The 20,209-nt window shown below is 42.5% G+C and carries 24 protein-coding genes and 1 tRNA gene; 1 reads left to right on the forward strand and 24 read right to left on the reverse strand.

Annotation, left to right across the window (positions count from 1 at the left end):
• Window positions 1-80 precede the first annotated feature (80 nt).
• Window positions 81-1,493, reverse strand: coding sequence for a D-serine/D-alanine/glycine transporter (gene cycA / locus GWI97_RS14010; protein WP_036935958.1), 1,413 nt, complete (start codon window positions 1,491-1,493; stop codon window positions 81-83).
• A 259-nt stretch (window positions 1,494-1,752) separates the two neighbouring features.
• Between cycA and GWI97_RS14015 the strand changes: the two genes are divergently transcribed.
• Window positions 1,753-1,828 (forward strand) — tRNA-Lys (locus tag GWI97_RS14015).
• Window positions 1,829-2,596: 768 nt separating this feature from the next.
• Here the strand turns inward: GWI97_RS14015 and GWI97_RS14020 are convergent.
• From GWI97_RS14020 to GWI97_RS14120, 23 genes are all read right to left on the reverse strand, one after another.
• Window positions 2,597-4,243: a hypothetical protein gene (locus GWI97_RS14020; protein WP_161752051.1), complete on the reverse strand. Its 1,647-nt coding sequence runs from the start codon at window positions 4,241-4,243 to the stop codon at window positions 2,597-2,599.
• A gap of 3 nt (window positions 4,244-4,246) precedes the next feature.
• Window positions 4,247-4,831, reverse strand: a complete 585-nt coding sequence (locus tag GWI97_RS14025) for a baseplate complex protein (RefSeq protein ID WP_161752052.1) — start codon at window positions 4,829-4,831, stop codon at window positions 4,247-4,249.
• Window positions 4,803-5,525, reverse strand: a complete 723-nt coding sequence (locus GWI97_RS14030) for a hypothetical protein (RefSeq protein WP_161752053.1) — start codon at window positions 5,523-5,525, stop codon at window positions 4,803-4,805. Before GWI97_RS14030 ends, GWI97_RS14025 begins: the two co-directional genes overlap by 29 nt.
• Window positions 5,526-5,539: 14 nt before the next feature.
• Window positions 5,540-7,561 (reverse strand): phage tail-collar fiber domain-containing protein, encoded by a 2,022-nt coding sequence (locus tag GWI97_RS14035; protein ID WP_161752054.1) that lies wholly within the window; start codon window positions 7,559-7,561, stop codon window positions 5,540-5,542.
• A gap of 3 nt (window positions 7,562-7,564) precedes the next feature.
• Window positions 7,565-8,122, reverse strand: a complete 558-nt coding sequence (locus GWI97_RS14040) for a phage tail protein (RefSeq protein ID WP_161752055.1) — start codon at window positions 8,120-8,122, stop codon at window positions 7,565-7,567.
• Window positions 8,115-9,299: a baseplate J/gp47 family protein gene (locus GWI97_RS14045; protein ID WP_161752056.1), complete on the reverse strand. Its 1,185-nt coding sequence runs from the start codon at window positions 9,297-9,299 to the stop codon at window positions 8,115-8,117. Before GWI97_RS14045 ends, GWI97_RS14040 begins: the two co-directional genes overlap by 8 nt.
• Entirely contained in the window at window positions 9,289-9,624 is a 336-nt protein-coding gene (locus GWI97_RS14050; protein ID WP_087803460.1) for a DUF2590 family protein, read from the reverse strand. Before GWI97_RS14050 ends, GWI97_RS14045 begins: the two co-directional genes overlap by 11 nt.
• A gap of 11 nt (window positions 9,625-9,635) precedes the next feature.
• Window positions 9,636-12,152 (reverse strand): phage tail tape measure protein, encoded by a 2,517-nt coding sequence (locus GWI97_RS14055; protein WP_161752057.1) that lies wholly within the window; start codon window positions 12,150-12,152, stop codon window positions 9,636-9,638.
• The gene (locus GWI97_RS18250) at window positions 12,152-12,295 is read right to left on the reverse strand and encodes a DUF6890 family protein (protein ID WP_192940817.1); all 144 of its coding nucleotides are present in this window, start codon (window positions 12,293-12,295) and stop codon (window positions 12,152-12,154) included. The genes GWI97_RS14055 and GWI97_RS18250 overlap by 1 nt, the downstream gene beginning before the upstream one ends.
• A gap of 44 nt (window positions 12,296-12,339) precedes the next feature.
• On the reverse strand, window positions 12,340-12,609 hold the full coding sequence (locus GWI97_RS14060) for a putative phage tail assembly chaperone (RefSeq protein ID WP_109373044.1): 270 nt from the start codon (window positions 12,607-12,609) through the stop codon (window positions 12,340-12,342).
• Complete coding sequence (gene lysC, locus GWI97_RS18640; RefSeq protein WP_231039499.1) at window positions 12,606-12,824, reverse strand: Rz1-like lysis system protein LysC; 219 nt, start codon at window positions 12,822-12,824, stop codon at window positions 12,606-12,608. Before lysC ends, GWI97_RS14060 begins: the two co-directional genes overlap by 4 nt.
• Window positions 12,718-13,092 carry a hypothetical protein gene (locus GWI97_RS14065; RefSeq protein ID WP_161752058.1) on the reverse strand — a complete coding sequence of 125 codons (375 nt, stop codon included), beginning with the start codon at window positions 13,090-13,092 and terminating at the stop codon, window positions 12,718-12,720. The genes lysC and GWI97_RS14065 overlap by 107 nt, the downstream gene beginning before the upstream one ends.
• Window positions 13,092-13,424, reverse strand: a complete 333-nt coding sequence (locus tag GWI97_RS14070; protein ID WP_060554726.1) for a M15 family metallopeptidase — start codon at window positions 13,422-13,424, stop codon at window positions 13,092-13,094. Before GWI97_RS14070 ends, GWI97_RS14065 begins: the two co-directional genes overlap by 1 nt.
• Window positions 13,421-13,714, reverse strand: coding sequence for a phage holin family protein (locus GWI97_RS14075; protein ID WP_036935263.1), 294 nt, complete (start codon window positions 13,712-13,714; stop codon window positions 13,421-13,423). The genes GWI97_RS14070 and GWI97_RS14075 overlap by 4 nt, the downstream gene beginning before the upstream one ends.
• 18 nt (window positions 13,715-13,732) lie before the next feature.
• The gene (locus tag GWI97_RS14080; RefSeq protein WP_036907273.1) at window positions 13,733-14,185 is read right to left on the reverse strand and encodes a DUF2597 family protein; all 453 of its coding nucleotides are present in this window, start codon (window positions 14,183-14,185) and stop codon (window positions 13,733-13,735) included.
• Window positions 14,185-15,303 carry a DUF2586 domain-containing protein gene (locus tag GWI97_RS14085; protein ID WP_109373040.1) on the reverse strand — a complete coding sequence of 373 codons (1,119 nt, stop codon included), beginning with the start codon at window positions 15,301-15,303 and terminating at the stop codon, window positions 14,185-14,187. Before GWI97_RS14085 ends, GWI97_RS14080 begins: the two co-directional genes overlap by 1 nt.
• Before the next feature lie 14 nt (window positions 15,304-15,317).
• A complete protein-coding gene (locus GWI97_RS14090) occupies window positions 15,318-16,016 on the reverse strand; it encodes a hypothetical protein (RefSeq protein WP_161752059.1) in 699 nt (232 codons plus the stop codon).
• The gene (locus tag GWI97_RS14095) at window positions 16,013-16,501 is read right to left on the reverse strand and encodes a phage tail protein (protein WP_060554730.1); all 489 of its coding nucleotides are present in this window, start codon (window positions 16,499-16,501) and stop codon (window positions 16,013-16,015) included. The genes GWI97_RS14090 and GWI97_RS14095 overlap by 4 nt, the downstream gene beginning before the upstream one ends.
• Window positions 16,498-16,950, reverse strand: a complete 453-nt coding sequence (locus tag GWI97_RS14100) for a head completion/stabilization protein (RefSeq protein WP_060554731.1) — start codon at window positions 16,948-16,950, stop codon at window positions 16,498-16,500. Before GWI97_RS14100 ends, GWI97_RS14095 begins: the two co-directional genes overlap by 4 nt.
• Complete coding sequence (locus GWI97_RS14105) at window positions 16,944-17,375, reverse strand: hypothetical protein (protein ID WP_036935254.1); 432 nt, start codon at window positions 17,373-17,375, stop codon at window positions 16,944-16,946. The genes GWI97_RS14100 and GWI97_RS14105 overlap by 7 nt, the downstream gene beginning before the upstream one ends.
• Before the next feature lie 97 nt (window positions 17,376-17,472).
• Entirely contained in the window at window positions 17,473-18,177 is a 705-nt protein-coding gene (gpM, locus tag GWI97_RS14110) for a phage terminase small subunit (RefSeq protein ID WP_161752060.1), read from the reverse strand.
• 5 nt (window positions 18,178-18,182) lie between these two features.
• Window positions 18,183-19,214, reverse strand: a complete 1,032-nt coding sequence (locus GWI97_RS14115) for a phage major capsid protein, P2 family (protein WP_161752061.1) — start codon at window positions 19,212-19,214, stop codon at window positions 18,183-18,185.
• Window positions 19,215-19,224: 10 nt separating this feature from the next.
• Window positions 19,225-20,061 (reverse strand): GPO family capsid scaffolding protein, encoded by an 837-nt coding sequence (locus tag GWI97_RS14120; protein ID WP_161752062.1) that lies wholly within the window; start codon window positions 20,059-20,061, stop codon window positions 19,225-19,227.
• Window positions 20,062-20,209: the final 148 nt, after the last annotated feature.

Raw genomic sequence — 20,209 nt, forward strand, 5'->3', positions numbered from 1 at the left:
ATTTTATAAATAATAAAATCCACAAAAAAAAGCCTTATTAAATAAATAAGGCTTTTCTCTTTTATTATGCAATTAACATGTTATTTTTGAACATTCTTTTTCTGTTTGTTCTTTTTAACATATTGATAGCCTATTGCTAGAGCAATAAACCACAATGGTGTCACACTTAATGCCTGGCGAGTATCATGCTCAAAGGCTAAGAGCACGGTCATAAAGACAAAGAAAGCAAGACATAGCCATGACATAATAATACCCAATGGCATTTTATAAATAGATTTCTCATGCAGTTGTGGGCGTTTTTTACGATACGCTAAATAAGAGCATAAAATCATACTCCAGATAAACATAAATAATAACGCCGACACTGTCGTGACCAAGGTAAATACATGCATTACATCAGGGATAAAGTAAATTAATACAATTCCACATGATAAACATAAGCTGGTGAATAACAGTCCATTGGCAGGTACAGCCCGTTTAGATAATTGACTAAACTGCTTTGGTGCTTCGCCTTCTTTTGATAAACCGAATAACATACGGCTTGTGGAAAATATACCACTATTAGCAGAAGATGCTGCAGCCGTTAATACGACAAAGTTCACCAAACTTGCCGCGGCTGGTATTCCTATCATAACAAACAGTTCAACAAATGGGCTTTTATCAGCCAAAATTGAGCGCCATGGTGTCACCGACATAATAATTGCTAAGGCCAATACGTAAAAAGTAATAATACGAATAGGAATAGCATTAATCGCTTTAGGCAACGATTTTTCTGGATTACGCGTTTCAGCGGCAGCGGTTCCTACCAACTCTATTCCGACAAAAGCAAAAATAGCAATTTGGAAACCCGCAAAAAAACCACTTAACCCTTTGGGGAACATCCCCCCATCATTCCAGATATTCTGTAACGCGGCTGTGTGCCCTGCTGGCGATTCAAACCCAATACTGATAAGAACAATCCCCACAACAATCAAAGAAACAATTGCTGTTATTTTTATCATGGAGAACCAAAATTCCATTTCCCCAAATAATTTTACTGTCGCTAAGTTCAAAATAAGCAGTGTCAGCACACAAATAAAAGATGTTCCCCATTCAGGAAAATTCGGTGCCCAATAGCTAATATAAGACGTTATGGCAACAATATCGGCAATCCCTGTAATGACCCAACAAAACCAATAAGTCCAACCAACAAAAAAACCAGCCCAAGGCCCTAATAAATCACCAGCAAAATCACTAAATGACTTATATTCTAAATTTGATAATAATAACTCTCCCATCGCTCTCATGACAAAGAACAAGACAAAGCCGATTATCATATAGACAAAAATAATTGATGGCCCTGCTAATGAAATGGTTTTCCCTGATCCCATAAATAGACCAGTACCAATAGCTCCACCAATAGCAATTAATTGAATATGACGATTTGTTAGCCCGCGTTGTAGAGTGGCATTTTTCACTCTAGCGGGAGGAGAAATTTCTGTTTGCTCTTCCATACCATACCTGAAATGTGTTCATATTTTTGATGTTGTTTTGCCACTATTTTATTTTTTGACGTGGCAATGTGTTTGCGAAATTATTGTGACACAAATCTCAGTATAAGTAATGAAAAGATCACTTTTAGTAAAATGAATGATGCTTTGATAACCAGATAAGATCCTTTCTTTAATTTACTTGGCGATATTTTATCCATTTGAAAAAAAATTAAAATAAGAGCTTGACCATCGCTTTTTAGAGGAGAATAATCTGCGCATCGGGTTGTTAGCTCAGTCGGTAGAGCAGTTGACTCTTAATCAATTGGTCGGGAGTTCGAGCCTCCCACAACCCACCAAATTTAAGCTGATAAATCAGACATTTACGCCACTTAGCAATAAGTGGTTTTTTTGTTTTTATAGCTGAGTGTCGCAAAAGTGTCGCACGAGTTTTTTTATCTCTCCCTTCCGAAAGCCGAAAGTTATCGATTTTATTTAAAAATAATTAGTCGTAATAAATTTAATAATTAATAAAAAACATACAGAATAAAAAACTATTAAAAATAATAAAGCTAGATAATCCATTCACATCCACTCTATGTTAACCAAGCATCTCAAAAATAAATTTTCTTAATCATTTCAGTTTCAAAAATATATAACTCACTGAAAAATAAATATTCTCTAAAATGCTCTCACGTAAAATGTGGATCATTAACCCCACGTAAAGTATAAAATTTCTTTTACTATCAATGCGTTATTTTTTATCGCGATCCTTTTTCTATCTCTCAAACTGAAATAACCTGAAATCTTTTACAATCATTTCAGTTTGACGCCGATGCAAAGAACCCCATCCCCGCGCGCCCTCGCGATATGTTTTGTAAAAAATTCAAACTGAAATATTTTTTTGATCCAAATTGTGCAGGCGGGTGCGGAGTAGTGCGCTTTACGTGGTGAATGATTTTATTTCATGGGGATTATGCGCACGCAGTCGCACGCTATCAATGCGATCCATTTTGAGTTAATGCAGATGTATTATGAGAATTGAACGCCGTAGCGTGGCGTAGAAGTGGATATATTGAAGGGCGTAAAAAAGCCCGCAATCGCGGGCAAGGATGGTAACAATTTTATCACCCAATGACAGGTGAATACTTCTGCTTAAGTCCTGTTGATTTAGTGCCTGTATTACTAATGGCTGAGGCATTTAATGGACTGCCCGTGTTGTTATGGGTATGGTTTGCCGTGAGTGTAGCTAACTCATTCACCACATCTAAGGTATCTAACATGCACTGCATCACATTCAATTGTTCATTACCCAAATAAACAACGGGTGCCATGATTTTTTGCATCGCGCCTGCAATACTAGAACGCACTGCCCCGATTTTTTCCTCCAGTTTCTGACCAACATCAATCGTCATATTTTGCCCCACAGCAATAACTCTATTGGCTTGTGTTGCTTGGCTAAAGTCACCTTCAGCAATTTGCATAATGGCACCCGCCATTAAAGTGCAGGTGCCAATGACTGTCGTTTTATCGGTAGCTTGTACTGTGGTTTCTCTGGCAATCACCGTGCGATTTTCCGTATCAGTTTTCACCTCACGATGCATCGACTCTTCAATGATTTTCTGGTCAGTTTGACGATGCCATGTGCCGTCCTGCGTAACCCGTTGTGATACCTCTTGGCGTTGCTGTTGCAGTTGTTCGCCTGGCTTAATATCGGGCAAGGTGTTGCCATGACTTAACACTTGGCGAATAAAGGGCTTATCTGCACGGCCATTTTCAAATGCAATTTCAACCATTGAACCCACAGGCGGATATTGAAACATCCCCGACTCATTGCCTGCCATCGGCAACGGTAACGGCACCGCGTGATAAACGGGTGCCACATCATTGCCGTCGGCATCAACCATTTGCACATCAACCGCATATTTTGGTCTGAATGGATCAGAAATATCCCCCGCGGTGGTGTTTTCGGTGGGTGCTTCAACACGGGCAAATTTCGGCAAGTGCAATCCTGCCGAAAGCTCGGGGTAGGCATTATCAATTTGTTGTTGTGCTATGGTGCGGTTTTCGGCTCGTCCTGTAATCGCATCGGGGCTAATCCATGTTAGCGTCATATTGTCGTTATCCAGCGCCACACGCTCTAAGCGTTTATCATTCACTTTCACACCAGGGCGTAAACTTTGCACCATTGGGATGGTCATTTGATTACCGGCACGTTGTTCAGAAGAAAATTGATTGTCTATTTCAACCTCTTTATCTTTCCAAAATGAATCCGCCCAACTGCCGACAAATACATCACCGTCAGGCGTTTGATACCATACGTAATCGGAAATATTAAAGACTTTTCCCAGGCTATTTAATAATTGATAGCCCGTGCCGTTATGGGTGTAGTGTGGGATTGGGGTATTCACATATTCAGCATCTGGTAACACAAAATGTAATCCGCTGTGCTCTTTTAGATAGTCGGTGATCTGTTTTAAGGTGGGATGCTGAAAAGAGCATGGCCACATTCTGTCGAATACGCCAACCAATTCACGCACAAACAATTTTTGAAAACCATTTTGAGACGGTTGCGAACGTTCCACGTAGCCCGTGAAATACCGTAATAGTAAATCCGTGTAGCCAATATCAAGACGCACCAATTTACCTGTGTAATCAGTATCGGTTTTAGCGGTAATAAATCCACGGCCACATTGGGATAATTCCAGCACCATTTTCACGTCAACAAGGTGCGTTTCATCACCCGATAAATAAAGTCGATTAATCGGTTTCATCTTTTAATCCCCCAAAGCATCATTAACGGGCTTCAACACATTTTTCTCAAACCAGCTCAATTCCTGCTCTTGTTCTGGCGTTCCTTCGCCGTTGGCTTTCGGTTTATCACTCATGTTTTGTGTTTTGGCCTTAACTTGACCTGCCGAACGACTCTCGCGTTTTTCAGGCACCGATAAATGTTCACGTAAGGTAAAGGTGATTTGCCAGGCTTGCTTGCCGTCCATTTTTGACGCATCAATGCCGTTGGTAAATGTGCCAAGACGAAAATTAATCGCGCTGGCCATGCGATTAGCGACACGATAGCGTTTTAACAGCCCATTTTCTTTGGCTTCCGCTAACGCAAATAAACGGGTTAGCGTTTTTTCTTCGGTGAAAGGAATCGTGCCCGTGATGCGTAGCTCTTTGGGTTTAATGCCTTGCTCACTGTTGACGGTGCTTGAGGACTGCCCCGACTGGTCTTTATCTTGGTACATCATAGAGGGTGTAACCGTGAGGTTTTTTAATAAAATCGCTTCACCATCCAGCGCCAACGTAATGATTTGACTGACTTTCGGTGTGTTATTTTCGTTGAGAGGTATCTGTGTCATGCATCATTCCTTTGATTGCATCAATATCGCCCGCAAACAATGTGGCCAAGGTATAAACCGCATCTTGTTCAGGAATTTCTTTTTTCATTTTATCCGCTAATTCTGCGCCGTTACCTTTTCCCTGGAATACCCAAACCGTGGTTGATTTTCCCAGCAAGCCCGCCAATGAATCTGCCATGCCTTGCAAAATATTTTTTCGACTTTCAGCAAATCCTTTTACGCTAGAAAGTAACCCCGCAACACTAGCCCCGCTTGAGGCTTCACTTTTTGCCTTTTCAATTAATCTCGCATTAACCACTGCACGGCTATTATTTGTTGATAACGTTTGAGGTTCAGGAATACCCGCCAAGGTCTTAGCGGGTATCTGCATTTTGGTGATATTCAGGCTTTCGGCTGTTTTGGCCATACGTTCAACTTGGCTAAAAACAGGTAAAGGCAATACGCCCGAAAAGGCTTGAATTGCAGTGATAAACTCGTCATGAGTACGGGCGCAAATCATCGTCACCACAATATCAACCTCGCCCGCCCCCTGAATTTTATTCGCAATATAATGAATCGCATTGGTGGGGCTTAAATAACTGCCTGTGGCAGTGTTTTGCCCGACACCATAAATAAAGGGATGAACGGGCAATAACGAACAGCTAATACCCGTTAAATCTCCCGAAAGTGCAAAACGCTTACGTTGCCATTTCATTATTTATTCCTCAATTAATATGCAACCCATACTTCAATAATCCCCCACCCTGTATCAACTTTTAATACTTTATTTCCAGTTACTGTGAATCGAGTAAATTCATTATTAAACCCAATGTAAACAGGTGTATTTAAAAACGGTGGAATTAAATTACCGCCTATAAACCCTTTATCCACTCCTGAAAGTTTCGCATAAGCTATTTTCCCTCGAATATCTTCTTTTAATGTTATATTGATATTATGTCCCTTTATTTCCGCACCTTCCCACACCTTAATAAATCGCATATTTTCACCTGCTCTCAAATAGCGAATATCGCCTTGCGCTGGCGTTAATGCCCCCACGTCTCCCGCATTTAATGTGATATCCGTATTCAGCTGTTTACCATTGACTTTACGAGTATTGGGTACACGACTATTCGCATTGGTATTAGCATTATTGGCTGTGGTTTGAGCGGTATTGGCTTTACTCACGCCATCATTGGCTGTCTTTTGGGCATTATCAGCCTTAGTGACGGCATTGTTTGCCGTATTTTGGGCATTGGTGGCCATAGTTTTGGCTTCATTGACTTGTGCGGGCGTGGATGCGCCAACATCTCCCGCACTTAGCGTAATATCAGCACTTAATGGCTTACCATTCACTTTACGAGTATTGGGTACACGACCATTGGCATTGGTATTGGCATTATTGGCTGTGGTTTGGGCGGTATTGGCTTTACTCACGCCGTCATTGGCTGTCTTTTGGGCATTGTCGGCTTTAGTCTCGGCTCTATTTGCCGTTCCTTGGGCATTATCGGCTTTAGTCTCCGCTCTATTTGCCGTATTTTGTGCATTGGTGGCCATAGTTTTGGCTTCATTCACTTGTGCGGGCGTAGCTGCCCCCACATTTCCCGCCGTTAACGTAATATCTTGTGTTCCATCAAAAGGCACCCCCGAAATTTTGCGCGGTGTCGCCAGTTTTTGTGAGGCAACGGCCGTTCCTGTTGACGGTAATCGGGTATTGGCATTGTCATTCGCCGACTTTGCTGAAGTCATGGCGCTATTATGCAAATCAGTCACTAATTTTTGTGTCGGAGCTAATGCCTGGCTAGTGCCCGTTTTATCCGTTAGTTGGGTAAATCCTTTTGCCGTCAACGTCGCATCGGGATGATTACGGGATTTTTCGTGCGCTTTTAACGCATCATCTAATTGTTGAAAATCCAGTGTTCCTTTAGGGCGTAAATCGGTAATTTGCCCATCTGCTGAAATCGACGCAATCGCAAACACAAAATGCGGAAAACCTGCATTATCGATAGTGTTTTTTAAATCAGGTTTGACGGTCAGTTGAATCTGAGTTTGCCAACGACTGGTAATGTTTCCTTGGTAACTGACATCAGCATAAACCTTGGTACTTTCCGCTGGCACGGTGATATTCTGGTTTGAGGTTAATTCCGCCCGTAATCCACCAATGTAACCAATACCTTTTGTGACAAAATACTGATTGCCCGTTTTACCTACTAAAAAAGCATCGCCAAAAAATGAGGCTTCACCGTAACTGTCGGTATTAATCAGGCGTTGCATTTCATCTATGCCAGAAAGTCTTGCGGTAAAATCAATCTGCCACATTTCGGCGGGCGTGGTAATGGCGGTTTCTTTACTTGCCCCTAAATACTCCAACAAGAAAGAGCGGGTTAACACGTTACCCTGTTGCCCCGCTTGGGTTTTAATTTTGCGTTGGGTAGGTGCGTGCACAATCATCGCCACCGTACCCGATTTTTTATTTAATAAACCAATCCAATTAAAATCAAAATCTCCAATTTCAGCACCAATGGTCACCGAATAGGCCACCGCATTTTGATTGACGACGCCCGTTTTATTTACCGTTTGACGATGCACAATGTATTTTGCATCGGGCAAGCCTTCATTGCGGTCAATCGGCGTTTCAATCTCTAAATTCGGGATATGTGCAAAGACAAATTCGTCTAACACAATCAAGTTTCCATCAATCGACTCTTGGGCTTTCCAGCGCTCAAATGCCGTTGTAATAATAGATTGTGACATTTGTTACTCTCCTTGTAACAGTGACGCGCTAAAGGTCTGATATTCGCAATCAGCCCAACCAAAACGCATCACTAATTGATTATTGGTGATCACTTCAAAACGATAACGGCGACAAGTGCGCCCATACTGGCGAATAATGCCCATCAATAAATCGGGGTTGCCTGCGATTTGTCCGTCACTGACTCGTAAAATAATGACATCCCAATCAATATCAGGCTGACGCTCTAACAGCTCGACATAGCCCACACCGAGGCGCTCAAAAATGGCAATAAAGCCACTAACCGCCCCTGCATCACGGGCATTAATAAAGGCGAACTTTACGCGCTTGCGAAATAAATCAAGGGGTTCACCTTTAAAACGGTGAATATCGCGCTGATACGCGAGCACCGATAACAATTCTTCTGAACAGGTTTCCGCATCCAATTGTTTGAGTGGCCATAACATCCAGTCATAAACACCTGACCAGAATTTACGCACCGCATTTAACAGTTTTGCGGGTTCGCCTTTGTTCATCCATGACGGCAAATTTAAGCCTTTTAATCGTTCCTTGAAATCAGGCATCTTGTAGCTCCACGGTCAGCGATTTTAAACGGGGCACACTCAATTCACTGATAATGTCCGTTTGATTAAATTGCAGGGAATCGACCAGGGTAAAATGGCGGTGAATTTCACGCCCTAAATTGGAAAATGAAAAACGCGAGTATGGCCATGTTTTTTTCACGTCATAACTGGTGTTTTCACGAAACGCACAGCGCACCAGATTTTCAATATCTTGTTTGAGTTTGGTCTGCTCATTGGCGGTTAAGTTGGTGATATTTTCCACATACACCGTCAATGTAATGGCGTGTTGCGTTTCAGGCATGGGCATACATTGCATATCATCACCGTGCCCGTGATGCCCTTGTGTATTGACGTAATCATTTACTTTGTCGATAAACGGCTGGCTGATCACGCCACTGTCTAACAATAAATAGGCATTGGCGGTGCCTGCGCCTCGAGGCGCATCATGCAAAAAGAAAATACGGTCAATGCTCAAACCCACCACGCTGGCAATCATCCCTTGATATACCGCATCAGTATGATAGTTCCCCACTAAATTATATTGGTTACGGCAACGGTCACGTAAATCATTGTCACTCTCTTTATCCGCACCAGGCACTAACAACCAATTTTCTTCATTTTGCGCCTGTTCAATACCTGGCACGGCAACGGGTAAAATACGGAAATAGCCTGGCGCGAGATTAAAGGCTCCGCCTGCTTCGCTCGCATCAACCGCAATCAAAGCTGACTCTTTTTCAATTGTGACCGTTTCCGTAGTCACCACACTGTAAATCTGCCCGTTAATGCGCTCTGTCTGCACGATGGTGCCCTTTGGCACCGTGACACTGTTTTGTCCTGCAACGCGATAAAAGCGCACTTGCCCTTTGGCTTTGGTGGCAGGTTTGCGTTGCAGATTAACGCCCCAGGCAAACATTTCTAGCCACGTCCCCGATGCAGTAGCCAGATACATATTGGTGAACACCAAATTAATCAGGGCATCTTTTAGCCACTGAACGGGCGTTGTCACGATGGTATTAATCAAACGCCAAAACGGTGACATATTGGAAGTATTGGTGATTAAGCCTTCTTCTTTCACAATGTCGTTAAATTGCTGATTAATTTCATCGGTAGTAATGGGCATGCCGTTTTCTTTTAATGCTGACTCGTAGTCAATTTGTGGACGTTGTTTATTCGCCATAATTCACCCCGACACTAATACGGCCAAAATCATAAGTGTCTGCGGTCACCCATAATTTTTTTACGTTTTCTTCATCAACGATAATGGTGCCTGGAATCAGTCGCACATCATCTTCAACCAGTAACACAATTTGCATCCGAATATCGGCGCGTAAGGTGGGGCTACGTTCGGCGACTAATTGTGTCGCTAAACCACTTTCAATAATCGCATGCGCAATGTCTTGTGTGATACTTTGGCGGTTATCACACAATATTGGCTCAAAGCCTGCATTGAGCGTAAAGTCACGCTCGGTTATCAGTAAATCAATGTATTTCGCCTGTTCCATGGCCTATATCCTTAATTAAGCGCGCTCCACTCTTCCAAATCCGCGGGTGACATCACATTGCCATTGTTGATCGTGATATTTCCGTATTGTCTGCGATTATCAACATTGGTTTGATTGTTATTAATTTCTTTATTTAAACCGCCTTTATTAATGCCTTTTAAATCCCCACCCGTTAATAATGACGGCTGATAATCAAAACGGCGGTTAGGTTGATTTTGATTAATGGCATTAAAATCAGGTTGAACCGGCACACTGGACAACGCCGAATTGACGACGGCGGTTTCAGTTTCTTTTAAATCAATGCTCACGCCAGGGAGATAATTTAATTTGCTGGCCACCGCATTAAACACGCTGTTAAAACTGTCACTTAACCATGTCCAAAGCCCATCAAATACGCTCTTAATGGAATCTGAAATACCATTAAATGTGTCACTGATAGAGAAGTTTTCAAACCAACCGCACAAGGCATCCCAACCGCCTGCGACCCCATTCCATAAATCGGCAAACAGTTGTGATACCGTGTTATAAATTGCAATAAAGGCTTGCACAGGTGACAATGAGAAAAACCATTGGCACACCGCATCCCAACCTTTAGCAATCCCTGCATACATCAAATTTGTCATGCGAGTAATGGATGCCCAAAAACTGGCAAATACGCTGACGGGATTGATGCGCTCTAAAAATTGAACGGTAGCATCCCAGCCCTTAATAATATTGGTTTTTACGCCATCCCATTCCTTCACTATCCATTTCGCACTATTCGTAAATGCGGTGGCAACCATCATCACCGCTTTAATGGTCATTCTTAATGGGAATGTCAGTAACGCAATGGCTTTCGCCACACTCTTACCAAAGGCTTGACCTGCAATCGTGGTTTTATTCAGTGTCTTTTCTGAAAACTCAATCGGTGTGAGTAAATCCGTAAACCAATTGAAAACCGTTTTTACCGCTTCCCACACAACGCCCAACGCTTTGCCGAGTTCGCCAAACATGGAACCGACGGGCGACATAGAGTCAAAGGCCTCTAAAAATCCTTGCACGAACCCTTTAAAAAATGCCTTGATGGGTTGCCAAAATTTCACGACAGCAATCGCGACCAGGGCAAACAAGCCGATTAATAATAAAACTGGCCATGTGATAGAGGTAAATCCCAGCGCGGTGGCAAAAGAGGCAATTTTTGTGGTATTTAAAAACCCCGTCAGTTTGGCGAGAGAACTACTAAAAAAGCCTGTGGCTTTCGTCACTAAATCGTATTTACCTTTCATCAGTGAGAGCAACACCCCGCCCGACTTCCACAATGGTAAAATACCCACCCATAACAACCGACCGATACCCAACACAATATTCGCCATCGCACCCATTGCGGTGAATGCAATAAACCCCGTCACTACATAACCAATCGCGCGCGCAATATTCGGAAATAACGTTAACCAACGCACGAGCATTTGCCCCATATCAGCAATTTTATTAATCAAGGGCACAATCACAGGCAACAGTGTCATGCCGACCGCAATGCGGATAGACTCCCAAATCGACAATAACCGCTCCCACGGATTAGCTAATAGACTGGCCATTTCTGTGGCGCGTTTCATCCCGTCATCACCGCCTAATGCCGTGATGTTTTTGCGTAACACCTCGACGTTATTAAACAACGATTTCACGACAATCGCCGAATCGCCAAAGGCATCCTCAATCTCTTTTTGAGCCTTTAAATTACCTGCAATGGATTTGCCGTATTTCCCTTGCAATTTCTCCAGCATTTCAGGCATCGTCAGCATTTGTCCTGACGCATTAACAAACGATAGACCGAGTTTTTTCGCTCCGTCCGTTGCCCCTGACAAAAACGACTCATACGCGCCACTGGATTCTGTGCCTAATGAACGTTGTAGTTCTCCTAATACCGCTAACTGTTCATCAATACCAACCCCAAATTGTGTACCCGCAGAGCGTGCGCCTTCCATCAAATCAGTGATTTCAGCCATTGAGGTGCCGAACGTTTGCGACATAATAACGGCCTTGCCTGCCAGCTCTTCCGCGAACGTCACTTTGCCCACGCTATCGGCATAGCCTTGAAATTGGGAAAACATTTTCCCCATATAGGCATTGGATTCTTCGGCAGTGGTTTTTAGTGCTGATGCCGTAATGTTGCTGATTTTGGTCAGTTGCGGGAGTTCATTATCTGAAATACCACTAATGGCCTTTCGGATAGAAAGAGAAGATTCAACGAATTGCACGGCGGATTTACCGTATTGTGCGCTAAAAGTCAGCGCATCATTGGTAATTTTTTTCATCGCGCCATCGTCTATACCTGTGACTTTCGCCATATCAAGGGCGTCTTGAATGGCTAATGCGGGATCTAAAACGTTTTTTAACGCAAAAACAGAGCCAGCCAAGCCAGCTCCACCGACCGCGATATTTTTAAATGCTTCTTGTGAGGTTTCAGCAAATTGAGTCACGCCTGCTTGCACTGCCTTCAAGGGCTGAGTGACTTTATCAATCATGCTGAGTGTAAAATCTAATGTACTCATCATTCACCCTTGAAAGCTAATGCAATGCCATTTGCGACCGCGATGCGGTGATTTTCTGTGAAGTGGTTATCTAGCCAAATTGCGCGGGCGAAACTGTCGAGATCATCCTGCTCATGAGGGAGATAGTGCCTTCGTAACGTCATGTATTGTTCGAGGGCACTACGTTCAACAGCATCGACTCGCGCCGTTAGTTTTTTAGTTCAATATCCAGTTTAGGTGCATACTCTGAATTCACTTTTTCCAGTAATTGCATCGCCGAACCAGGGATATTTAAAACCTCTGTTAAGGCTTCTTTACTTTCAGGGGTAATAATTCGGCGTAAATAGGTGACAGTGGGTGCGACTTTATCCGTTGCTGAAATTTCATTTAACCAGCCGTTATACGCCGTCATATTCGGCTCAAAAACCAGTTCTTTACCCATCACGACTAAGGTAATTGTGTTTTTCTTGGTACTCATTTTTCCATCCTTTGACGAATTTCGTCCGTTAATTGGTTGTGCCGAACGGCACATTTTCCGTAAATTTCATGGTATTTTAATAATGCAGTGGCTAAATCTGCCCCTGTATTACCGTTTAGTTTCGGTAAAGTTGTCGTGCATTTTGTCAGTAGATTTTCCTGATAAGGCACGTTCTGCATTGTCGATTGCTTCGTTGTACATCCTGACAAAATCATCACTAACACAAAGATGAGTGAACACAGGCTTAATAATTTCGGTGCGTATTTCAGGCGGTTGCGCATTGGCGAGTGCCTCCAATTTATTTTCTAACGTCCTTGCTGATTGACTCGCTAAATCGTGTTGAGCCTTTAAACTGGCGTTATTGACTTCATTAGCTGTTTTTAATGCGACCAGTTCTAGACTGTCTTGATACCAACCTTTAACCAGCCAGCCCGCCGAAAAAGTCAAAATAAACGCGAAAAAAATCACCGTTGCTTGTTTCATTATTTCACGCCGTTGTGCTCTAACGAGTAGTGATTACCGTCATTGAAACGACCGCCCCACGTACCGCCAATGGATTCCCAATATTCGCCAAGGGGCTGATGGTCAGTTGTCTTTGTGAGATAAACACCCTCTTTAAACAGGTTAAAATCCACGGCCAATCGCTGAGTGTGTAAGCTGTTTTTAATACCAGTGCCTGATTTAGCGTTTAACTTTGCTTGTTCTGGTGTGCGATACGCTTCTGAAAAGGTCAGTTCATAACCGTTGTCGTAAGCAAAGATAATCAAGTCCGCAATCATGCGCGTAAACTTGCGTTGTTTTTCACCCAGTGTCATTTTTTTAACTTCCCTGTCAGTAAGTCACTACCTCGTTTTTTCAGCCATAATTCCACTAATTGAAAGCCTGCGATGCCTAATGCCGAACCTAGCCCCGTAATGGCCAGTGGCGAAAGACCAGGTATCCAAATCAACAATCCCCCTGCCATTAATGACACTGCCGAACCTAGAATGACTCGACCAATAAAGAGGCGTAACGTAATGGGTTCACTGCCTGACATCATTTTGCCAATCGCAATTAAAGCGCCCAAGATAATCAAAGAAATCAGTGTTTTGTTATGTTCTTCCATGAACAAAAATCCTTTCAATTACAATTTATCTGTCAATTCAGACTCTAAATAAGGAATGCCATTAATGCGCACAAAATCCGGTGAGGTAACGATAAATTTAATTTTATGCGTCATCACCGCCCCGCCTTTTGGGTCAACGTCTAAAATATCGGTGACGTTTAATTTACAGCCGAAAGACTCAACCTTAAGTTCTTCCGTCCCTGCTTTTGCGTACCACATCAAATCGACTAAGGGGATAGCACGCCAAGAACCTGCGCTACGGGCTTTGGCTGTAATCACATTTAAATACTTGGTGGATAATTCCAGCTCACCCTCTGCCGATACATCCCCGTTCACATAACCGTCAGGCACGCCATTAGTTTGAGCGACACCTGTATTATCTGTAATCGATAAACTGACTTTTTCAACATGAACTAAATCACCGTCGATATTAAAATCAATCGACTGCCCAGAAATCCGTTTCCCGCTCATTATTCATTCTCCAAGGACGTGTCTAACAGAATGCCAATGGTGATCCCTTTCGGGCATTCATAAGTTCGCACCGTGATATACACTTCAACGTTATTTTTGTTTTTCCATGTAATAACCACATCACCTTCTTTGGGTGGTTTTACTTCACCAGGGAAACTTACCCCGTTAATTTGCGTACTGCGTGACATTTCACGTAATACTTTGGCAAAGTAGGCTTGATGGGCTTCAATGCTGGACGGTGTGCTGTTTAAACTGCGGTCAGCAATTTTAGCAATCGCACGAATACGCACCGTTCGCGCGACTTTATCAACGACACGTAAATTCTCAATAGATTGATAATCACCGCCTTCAACATCTAAAGTACGACCATCAGACCAATAAATGCCGTCATAGTCTGGATACCACATCGGCACACTAAAACGCTGTTTTTCCAACGCTTGCAGTGTCGCCAAATCAAGGCTTTTCCCCGTGCCGTCTAATGGAAGATACGCACTACCTAAATCGGTTAATGCGCCCGTTTTAACGCGAGCTGGGCTATCGGCAATCGTCACCGCACGGTTACATAATCGACCCGCTAATGCCCCCGCTTCATTGCCCCAAAGCATTGGCACCAATTGAATGGAGGATTCCGCTTCCCCTTTTGATAAAGCAGACAAGCGTTCAACATAGCCCGACCACGCTTCATCGTCTTGCGTTGCACCGACACCTAAAATGGCAAATAACCAGCGCCCGTGTTTTGCGATTAAATCAGAGCGTAGGGATTTAGCCGATTGAATAACGGCTTTTGTTGCATCACCAATTAATACATACCCTTCGCAACTGGCAACTGCTTGTGCATCCATCACCGCGTCAACAAATGCCAATTCTTCCGCATCCTCTGCTAATACATGCACGTAACCCGACCAGTTTTGTCCTGCATTACGCATCGCCGATAACACATTACTTTTTAACGGGCTATCTGGCGTTCCTAACGCCTCATCGAAATCGGTTTGCGTATTGACCGCAATAGTTTTACCGACATTGGTTTTTCCTTTACCAATAAACAGCAAAATGCGCTCAATTTCCTTTGTTTCGCCTTGCAGTTGGTTATGTTGATTAACCTGAACAGTTGGCCACATAGTAAATTCCTTTTTTATGCACCGTAGCCGATGCCTTGAAGTTGTCTCTCTAACGCTTTGATAAAGTCTTCATCACTGATACCTAAAAACTCACGACTGGGGATATCTACCTCCCAACTGGTTTTTTTAGGTTTATTTTGTAAAAGACGGATTAATAATCCCGCCTGAAAAAAACGCATCTTTTCTGTAATCTCTTTTAAAGGAGGCTTTACCCAACGCTTTCCTTTTTTGATTTTATAGCCCAATGCCCGTAGTTTTTTGGCTTGTTTCGGTGTTGCGGTAGGCTCTGGCTTCTTCTCACTCGTTGCTTTTCGGATATTATTATCGTTGGCATTTTTACGACTAATTTTTGCTGTCATACCATATTGCTGGCTATATCCCACGACACCAGCACCCACAGGTTTACTGCCATTGCGATAATTTCCGCCCCCGAGATAAATACGGACTACGCCTTTTTCGGGAATTTCACGAATTTTTAATAGTTTAGGCATTTTACGGAGCATCTTTTTTTTGTAGTTACCGTGTCGCCCTTGCCATGCCTCACCATCAGGTGTCTGCTGATTTTTTACCGCGCGTTTTGAAGCAACAATCACACCGTATTTCGCAATTCGCCAAAGTAACCGCTGGCGCTTTTTCGGTGGCAATTCCAATTCTTTGAGCTGTGCCCGTAATTTTTTTAGTTGCTCTGCATTTAATTGCCCTTGAATGCTCATTTCACACCACGGGGGATCACATCAATATTTTCAGCAAATAACACTTCTGGGTTGGCTAATGACCAACGTTTACCGTCAAATGGCACGAGGCCTTTTTCATCTTCTTTTAACACAATGGCGTCGCTTAATTTAAGGGTGACAACAACCATTGCTATATCCTCGTCCACATCAACATCAATCGTCGGTGGTTCATCATCAAAATCGGGTTCAGTTAAATCTGTTTTTAACTCTTGATACCAGGCCTCAATCAAAATAGGGATATAACGTGTATCTATTTCACGATATGGCCAACGTCCCCAAGCAATTACCGCATCATATTCTTGCGTTAAAATTTGATATTGTTCTTTATCCGACTCATCTTTACCCAAATCTCTGTGAGCACGTTTAAAAACAAGTTCATCCATTTCGCTACTAAATTCTGTCGCGAATAAGGATTCAGGCAAATTTGCACGTAAGAACGCAGTCAATTTTTGTAGTCGGGTCATATCATTTTCACCGTAATGCGAGGCAACTGTTTCATATTGCGAATAACAAAAGTTGATTCCGCTAATAACCGTGACCGTAATTCGTCGCTTTCTTGCTGTGGGTTGGGCGTTCGACTGACAATCGACAAATATTCACCCAATAAATCCGCTTTTGCCCTGGCATACACCGCTTTTTTATACTGCGCACAAAGGGCATTAACGCCTTTTATTTTTGCGCCTGGGGCGTCTTTTGCCTGATTAACACCTTTTGATAGCCAATAACTTTTCACATCTTTTAATTCACAATTAATTTCCGTGACCGTGGTTAATAATGCATCAGCAATAAAATCGGCATCGATATTGGCGGGAATAGCGCGACTTTTTTGAAAATCACCTAAATTTAAATCAGGCCAAAATTCATCATTTGTCAGTGTTTCGTTTTGATAAGTAACGCTATTACCGTTTAACATTCACTTGTACTCGTTTTATTCAAGGTATCGAGTGCATCTAAAGAAAAATACTTTATTAATTGACTCAAAAAATAAACAAAGATGAAGGCTATCGCGGTAATAATCCAACCCGATAAAATCAGACAGATAATTCCAACAATGTCACTGGCGAGGAATAACCAGAAAAATCTATTTTTAGGTGTGTTTGTCACCTCAAAGAAAAGCTTACTTAATTCACTTTTATTTTTTTCAGGTAAATTTTTGATAAATGAAACCGCATACCAAGCAATAAAAACAAAACTACTACAAAACAAAGCCAATAACACAGTAATCCAAGCCATTGACACACCAATATTTAAAAGACTTTCGTTCTGCGTTAAAACACCCGTTAACAACGGGATTGAAAATAACAGAACGATAACCCAACGTAATATCTTCCCTTTCATCCTTTTATCCTTAAAAAAACGGGCGAACAGGTTTCCCCGACCAATAACAATCAAATTGTTTTGTCTCCACCCTGCCCGTTTTGGCTTGCGGTAGTCTTTACACTTGCTCCAATGCCCGTAATCGTGAGGCAATGCGCAAACGATGCGTTTTAACCCCGCTTTTCGGGTTTAATTGATGTGCTCTAGCAAGATAGGCATCGGCTTGATTCAACGTATCAACACAATCAATTGCGCTGGCTCTTGCATCGCCTACATCGCCTTTTAATAACTCTAACGCGTGGAATTTAAACCACTTCGCTTGTATTTTTTCGTGAACTCGCCAAATTTCCGTGACATTCTTAAATGTCCTTGAAAAATAAGGCTCAATAGGGTTTCCTGCCTCCGCTTCTAACTGTGCCCATTCAAGGATGGTGTCAGCCACAAAAGCAGGGAAACCACTTTTAAAATTGTCGGGGGTGCGCTGTCCTTGCGCAATGGCGATATCCGCCCAGTCCAGTCCTTTATCAAACTCCCCCACATCAAATAGCCAAATGACGCAATACACAAAAATCGGGTTTTGATACACTTCGCCTTCATCTAAATAGCGTTGTGCCGTCGGTAGATACATGGGCAATAATTCATCACGTTTCATAGCCACACGTTCATACGTTTGATTGAGTGCTCGCAGTCGTTTGACATCCCGCTCAATGGCACGCGCTTGAAGATGCATACTTTCACCGTCAGCAATGGCAACTGCCTGTCGCTGTTCAAGTTTTTGTTGCATTTCAATTTTTTGCTTGTGTCTTTGAGCGGGTGATAGCATGACGCTTAACCTTCTACTTTTTCAGTCGGCTCGGTGACTTTACCGATAGTCACAGCAGATTCGTCGATAGCTGCATAAAGCTCTGGTTGCTCAATGGCATAACCTTCATTACGCAGATACTTATTTTCGTATTGTTTACGGTCTTCAACAAACTCCGCTTTACGCTGACGGGTATTACGTTGCGTATAGATATGAAGATTTGTTGGGATGGTGACTACCATACGTTTACCAGGCATAAATGGTGGAACCATAGCAGGACGGCCAGCAATCGTAGAACCGAGCATTTGTGCAGCAATCTTTTCTGTTGGCTTATCAGCACCTTGATATAAGCGGTATTGTTCTGCAGAAACTAAATCAGCACCAACCATGATCACTAAACGTGGATCATTTCTAAATTGTGGCGGAATACAGGTGTTAATTAAATCTGACGCCATGGCATCTAATGAACGGTAATCACCGCTATCATCTAATGTAATTGCATCAGTCAGAACTTGAGAACCCTTATTCCACTCTTTGGCGATTTGATGCCAGCCTTTGTTAACATCTTCACCATTTGGATTTTTAACTGGGTCAGTATTTTCTGCAACAGATTGACCATTCCAACCAATACGAAGCATATCTAATGCAAAAGATTCTTGAACAAAGGCTTGCATACGATTAATAAATTCTGCTTCACCGCCTGAATTTGCCCAAACTGACAATAAATCCCACGGTAAAATCGCACCCGAATCTGTTTCGACTAATTTATAGTCATTACCATCAACACCAACTTTACGACCAAAGCGACCATCTTTAGAACGTCCCGTAAAGAGACCAGGATTACCTACGGAAATAACTTGCCCTGTTAATTGGTCAACATCAGCAACAGTAATCATTCTTAGAAATTCAGATGTTTCTAATAATGCGTCACGTAATTGTGTTTCTTTAGGTTCAGTTAAATAAAAATATTTACTAACATTAGGCACACCGCATGATGCAGAAAATGCGGCTCTATACGCATTCCAATACTCACTAGCACGTTGATTATTTAATGACATCACAATCCCCTTACACTAGGTTAGCAAAGCGTTTTTCTTTACTACCGCGTGGATTTTTACCAGGGATGCGTGTTGCCACATCATCCAACTTACTGAATTTACCTAAAATGGAAGATAAGTTATCTTTCAATTGTTTAAATTCAGGTGTATCAACAGCATCTTTGATGACTTCCACATCCTCTTCAACATCATCCACTTTTTCTGTTGTTGAAGTCAGTTGTGTTTCAATTGCTGTGACACGAATTTCAAGCGCAGATAATGCTTCCGCAAGTGCTTGCATTGCATCAGAGGCACCTGTTTCTTCTGGTGTATCATCAACACTTGGTTCATCAATATTGAAAAAACTACGCCAGCCTTTTCCTTTAGCCATTTTTTCTTCCTTAAACTGTTTAACTTCATCAAAAACCAACGGTTTTAATGCACCATAGCGAAACTTCTTACCTTTTTTATTAAACTGCAATCGGTCAGTACCAACGCTGGCAGGCGAACAAGTCACGCCAAGCCCTTCAAGATAAGTTTTCCCTGTTCCGCGAAAATTACCCGTTGGGGTAAACTCTGCGGAGGTAAAAAGCAATTGGCCGTCACGATTCGCTTGTAATAAATGCTGATTAGGACGTAGCCGAGCATAAAGTTTTAACGTTCCTTCTTCGTCACGTTCGGCTTTTAACTCTAATACTTCGCCCATCGAACCAAACCAGCGCTCATGCTCTGGCCAAATACACGCGGTATAGAGTTGGCGGTCATAAAGTTCAGCAGAATCTAAAATCCAACTGTCCTCAATAATTCGCCCATCAACCGTATCTCCCGCTGTTGCGATACAAAGCCAATTTGTCATTAATTGTGACATTACATAGCATCCCCCATCCGTGGGTATTTTCATCACTTCCGTTTGAGTCAATAGTATTGCGAAATTCCATCAGGTGGGCGAATGGTTAAATTTGGATATGGCGCATAACCAAATTTGTGGCAACGCCAGATAGGCTGTGACTCGGCAT

This window comes from Proteus sp. G2300 (assembly GCF_009915965.1).
In the GTDB taxonomy this organism is placed as follows: Bacteria; Pseudomonadota; Gammaproteobacteria; order Enterobacterales; family Enterobacteriaceae; genus Proteus; species Proteus vulgaris.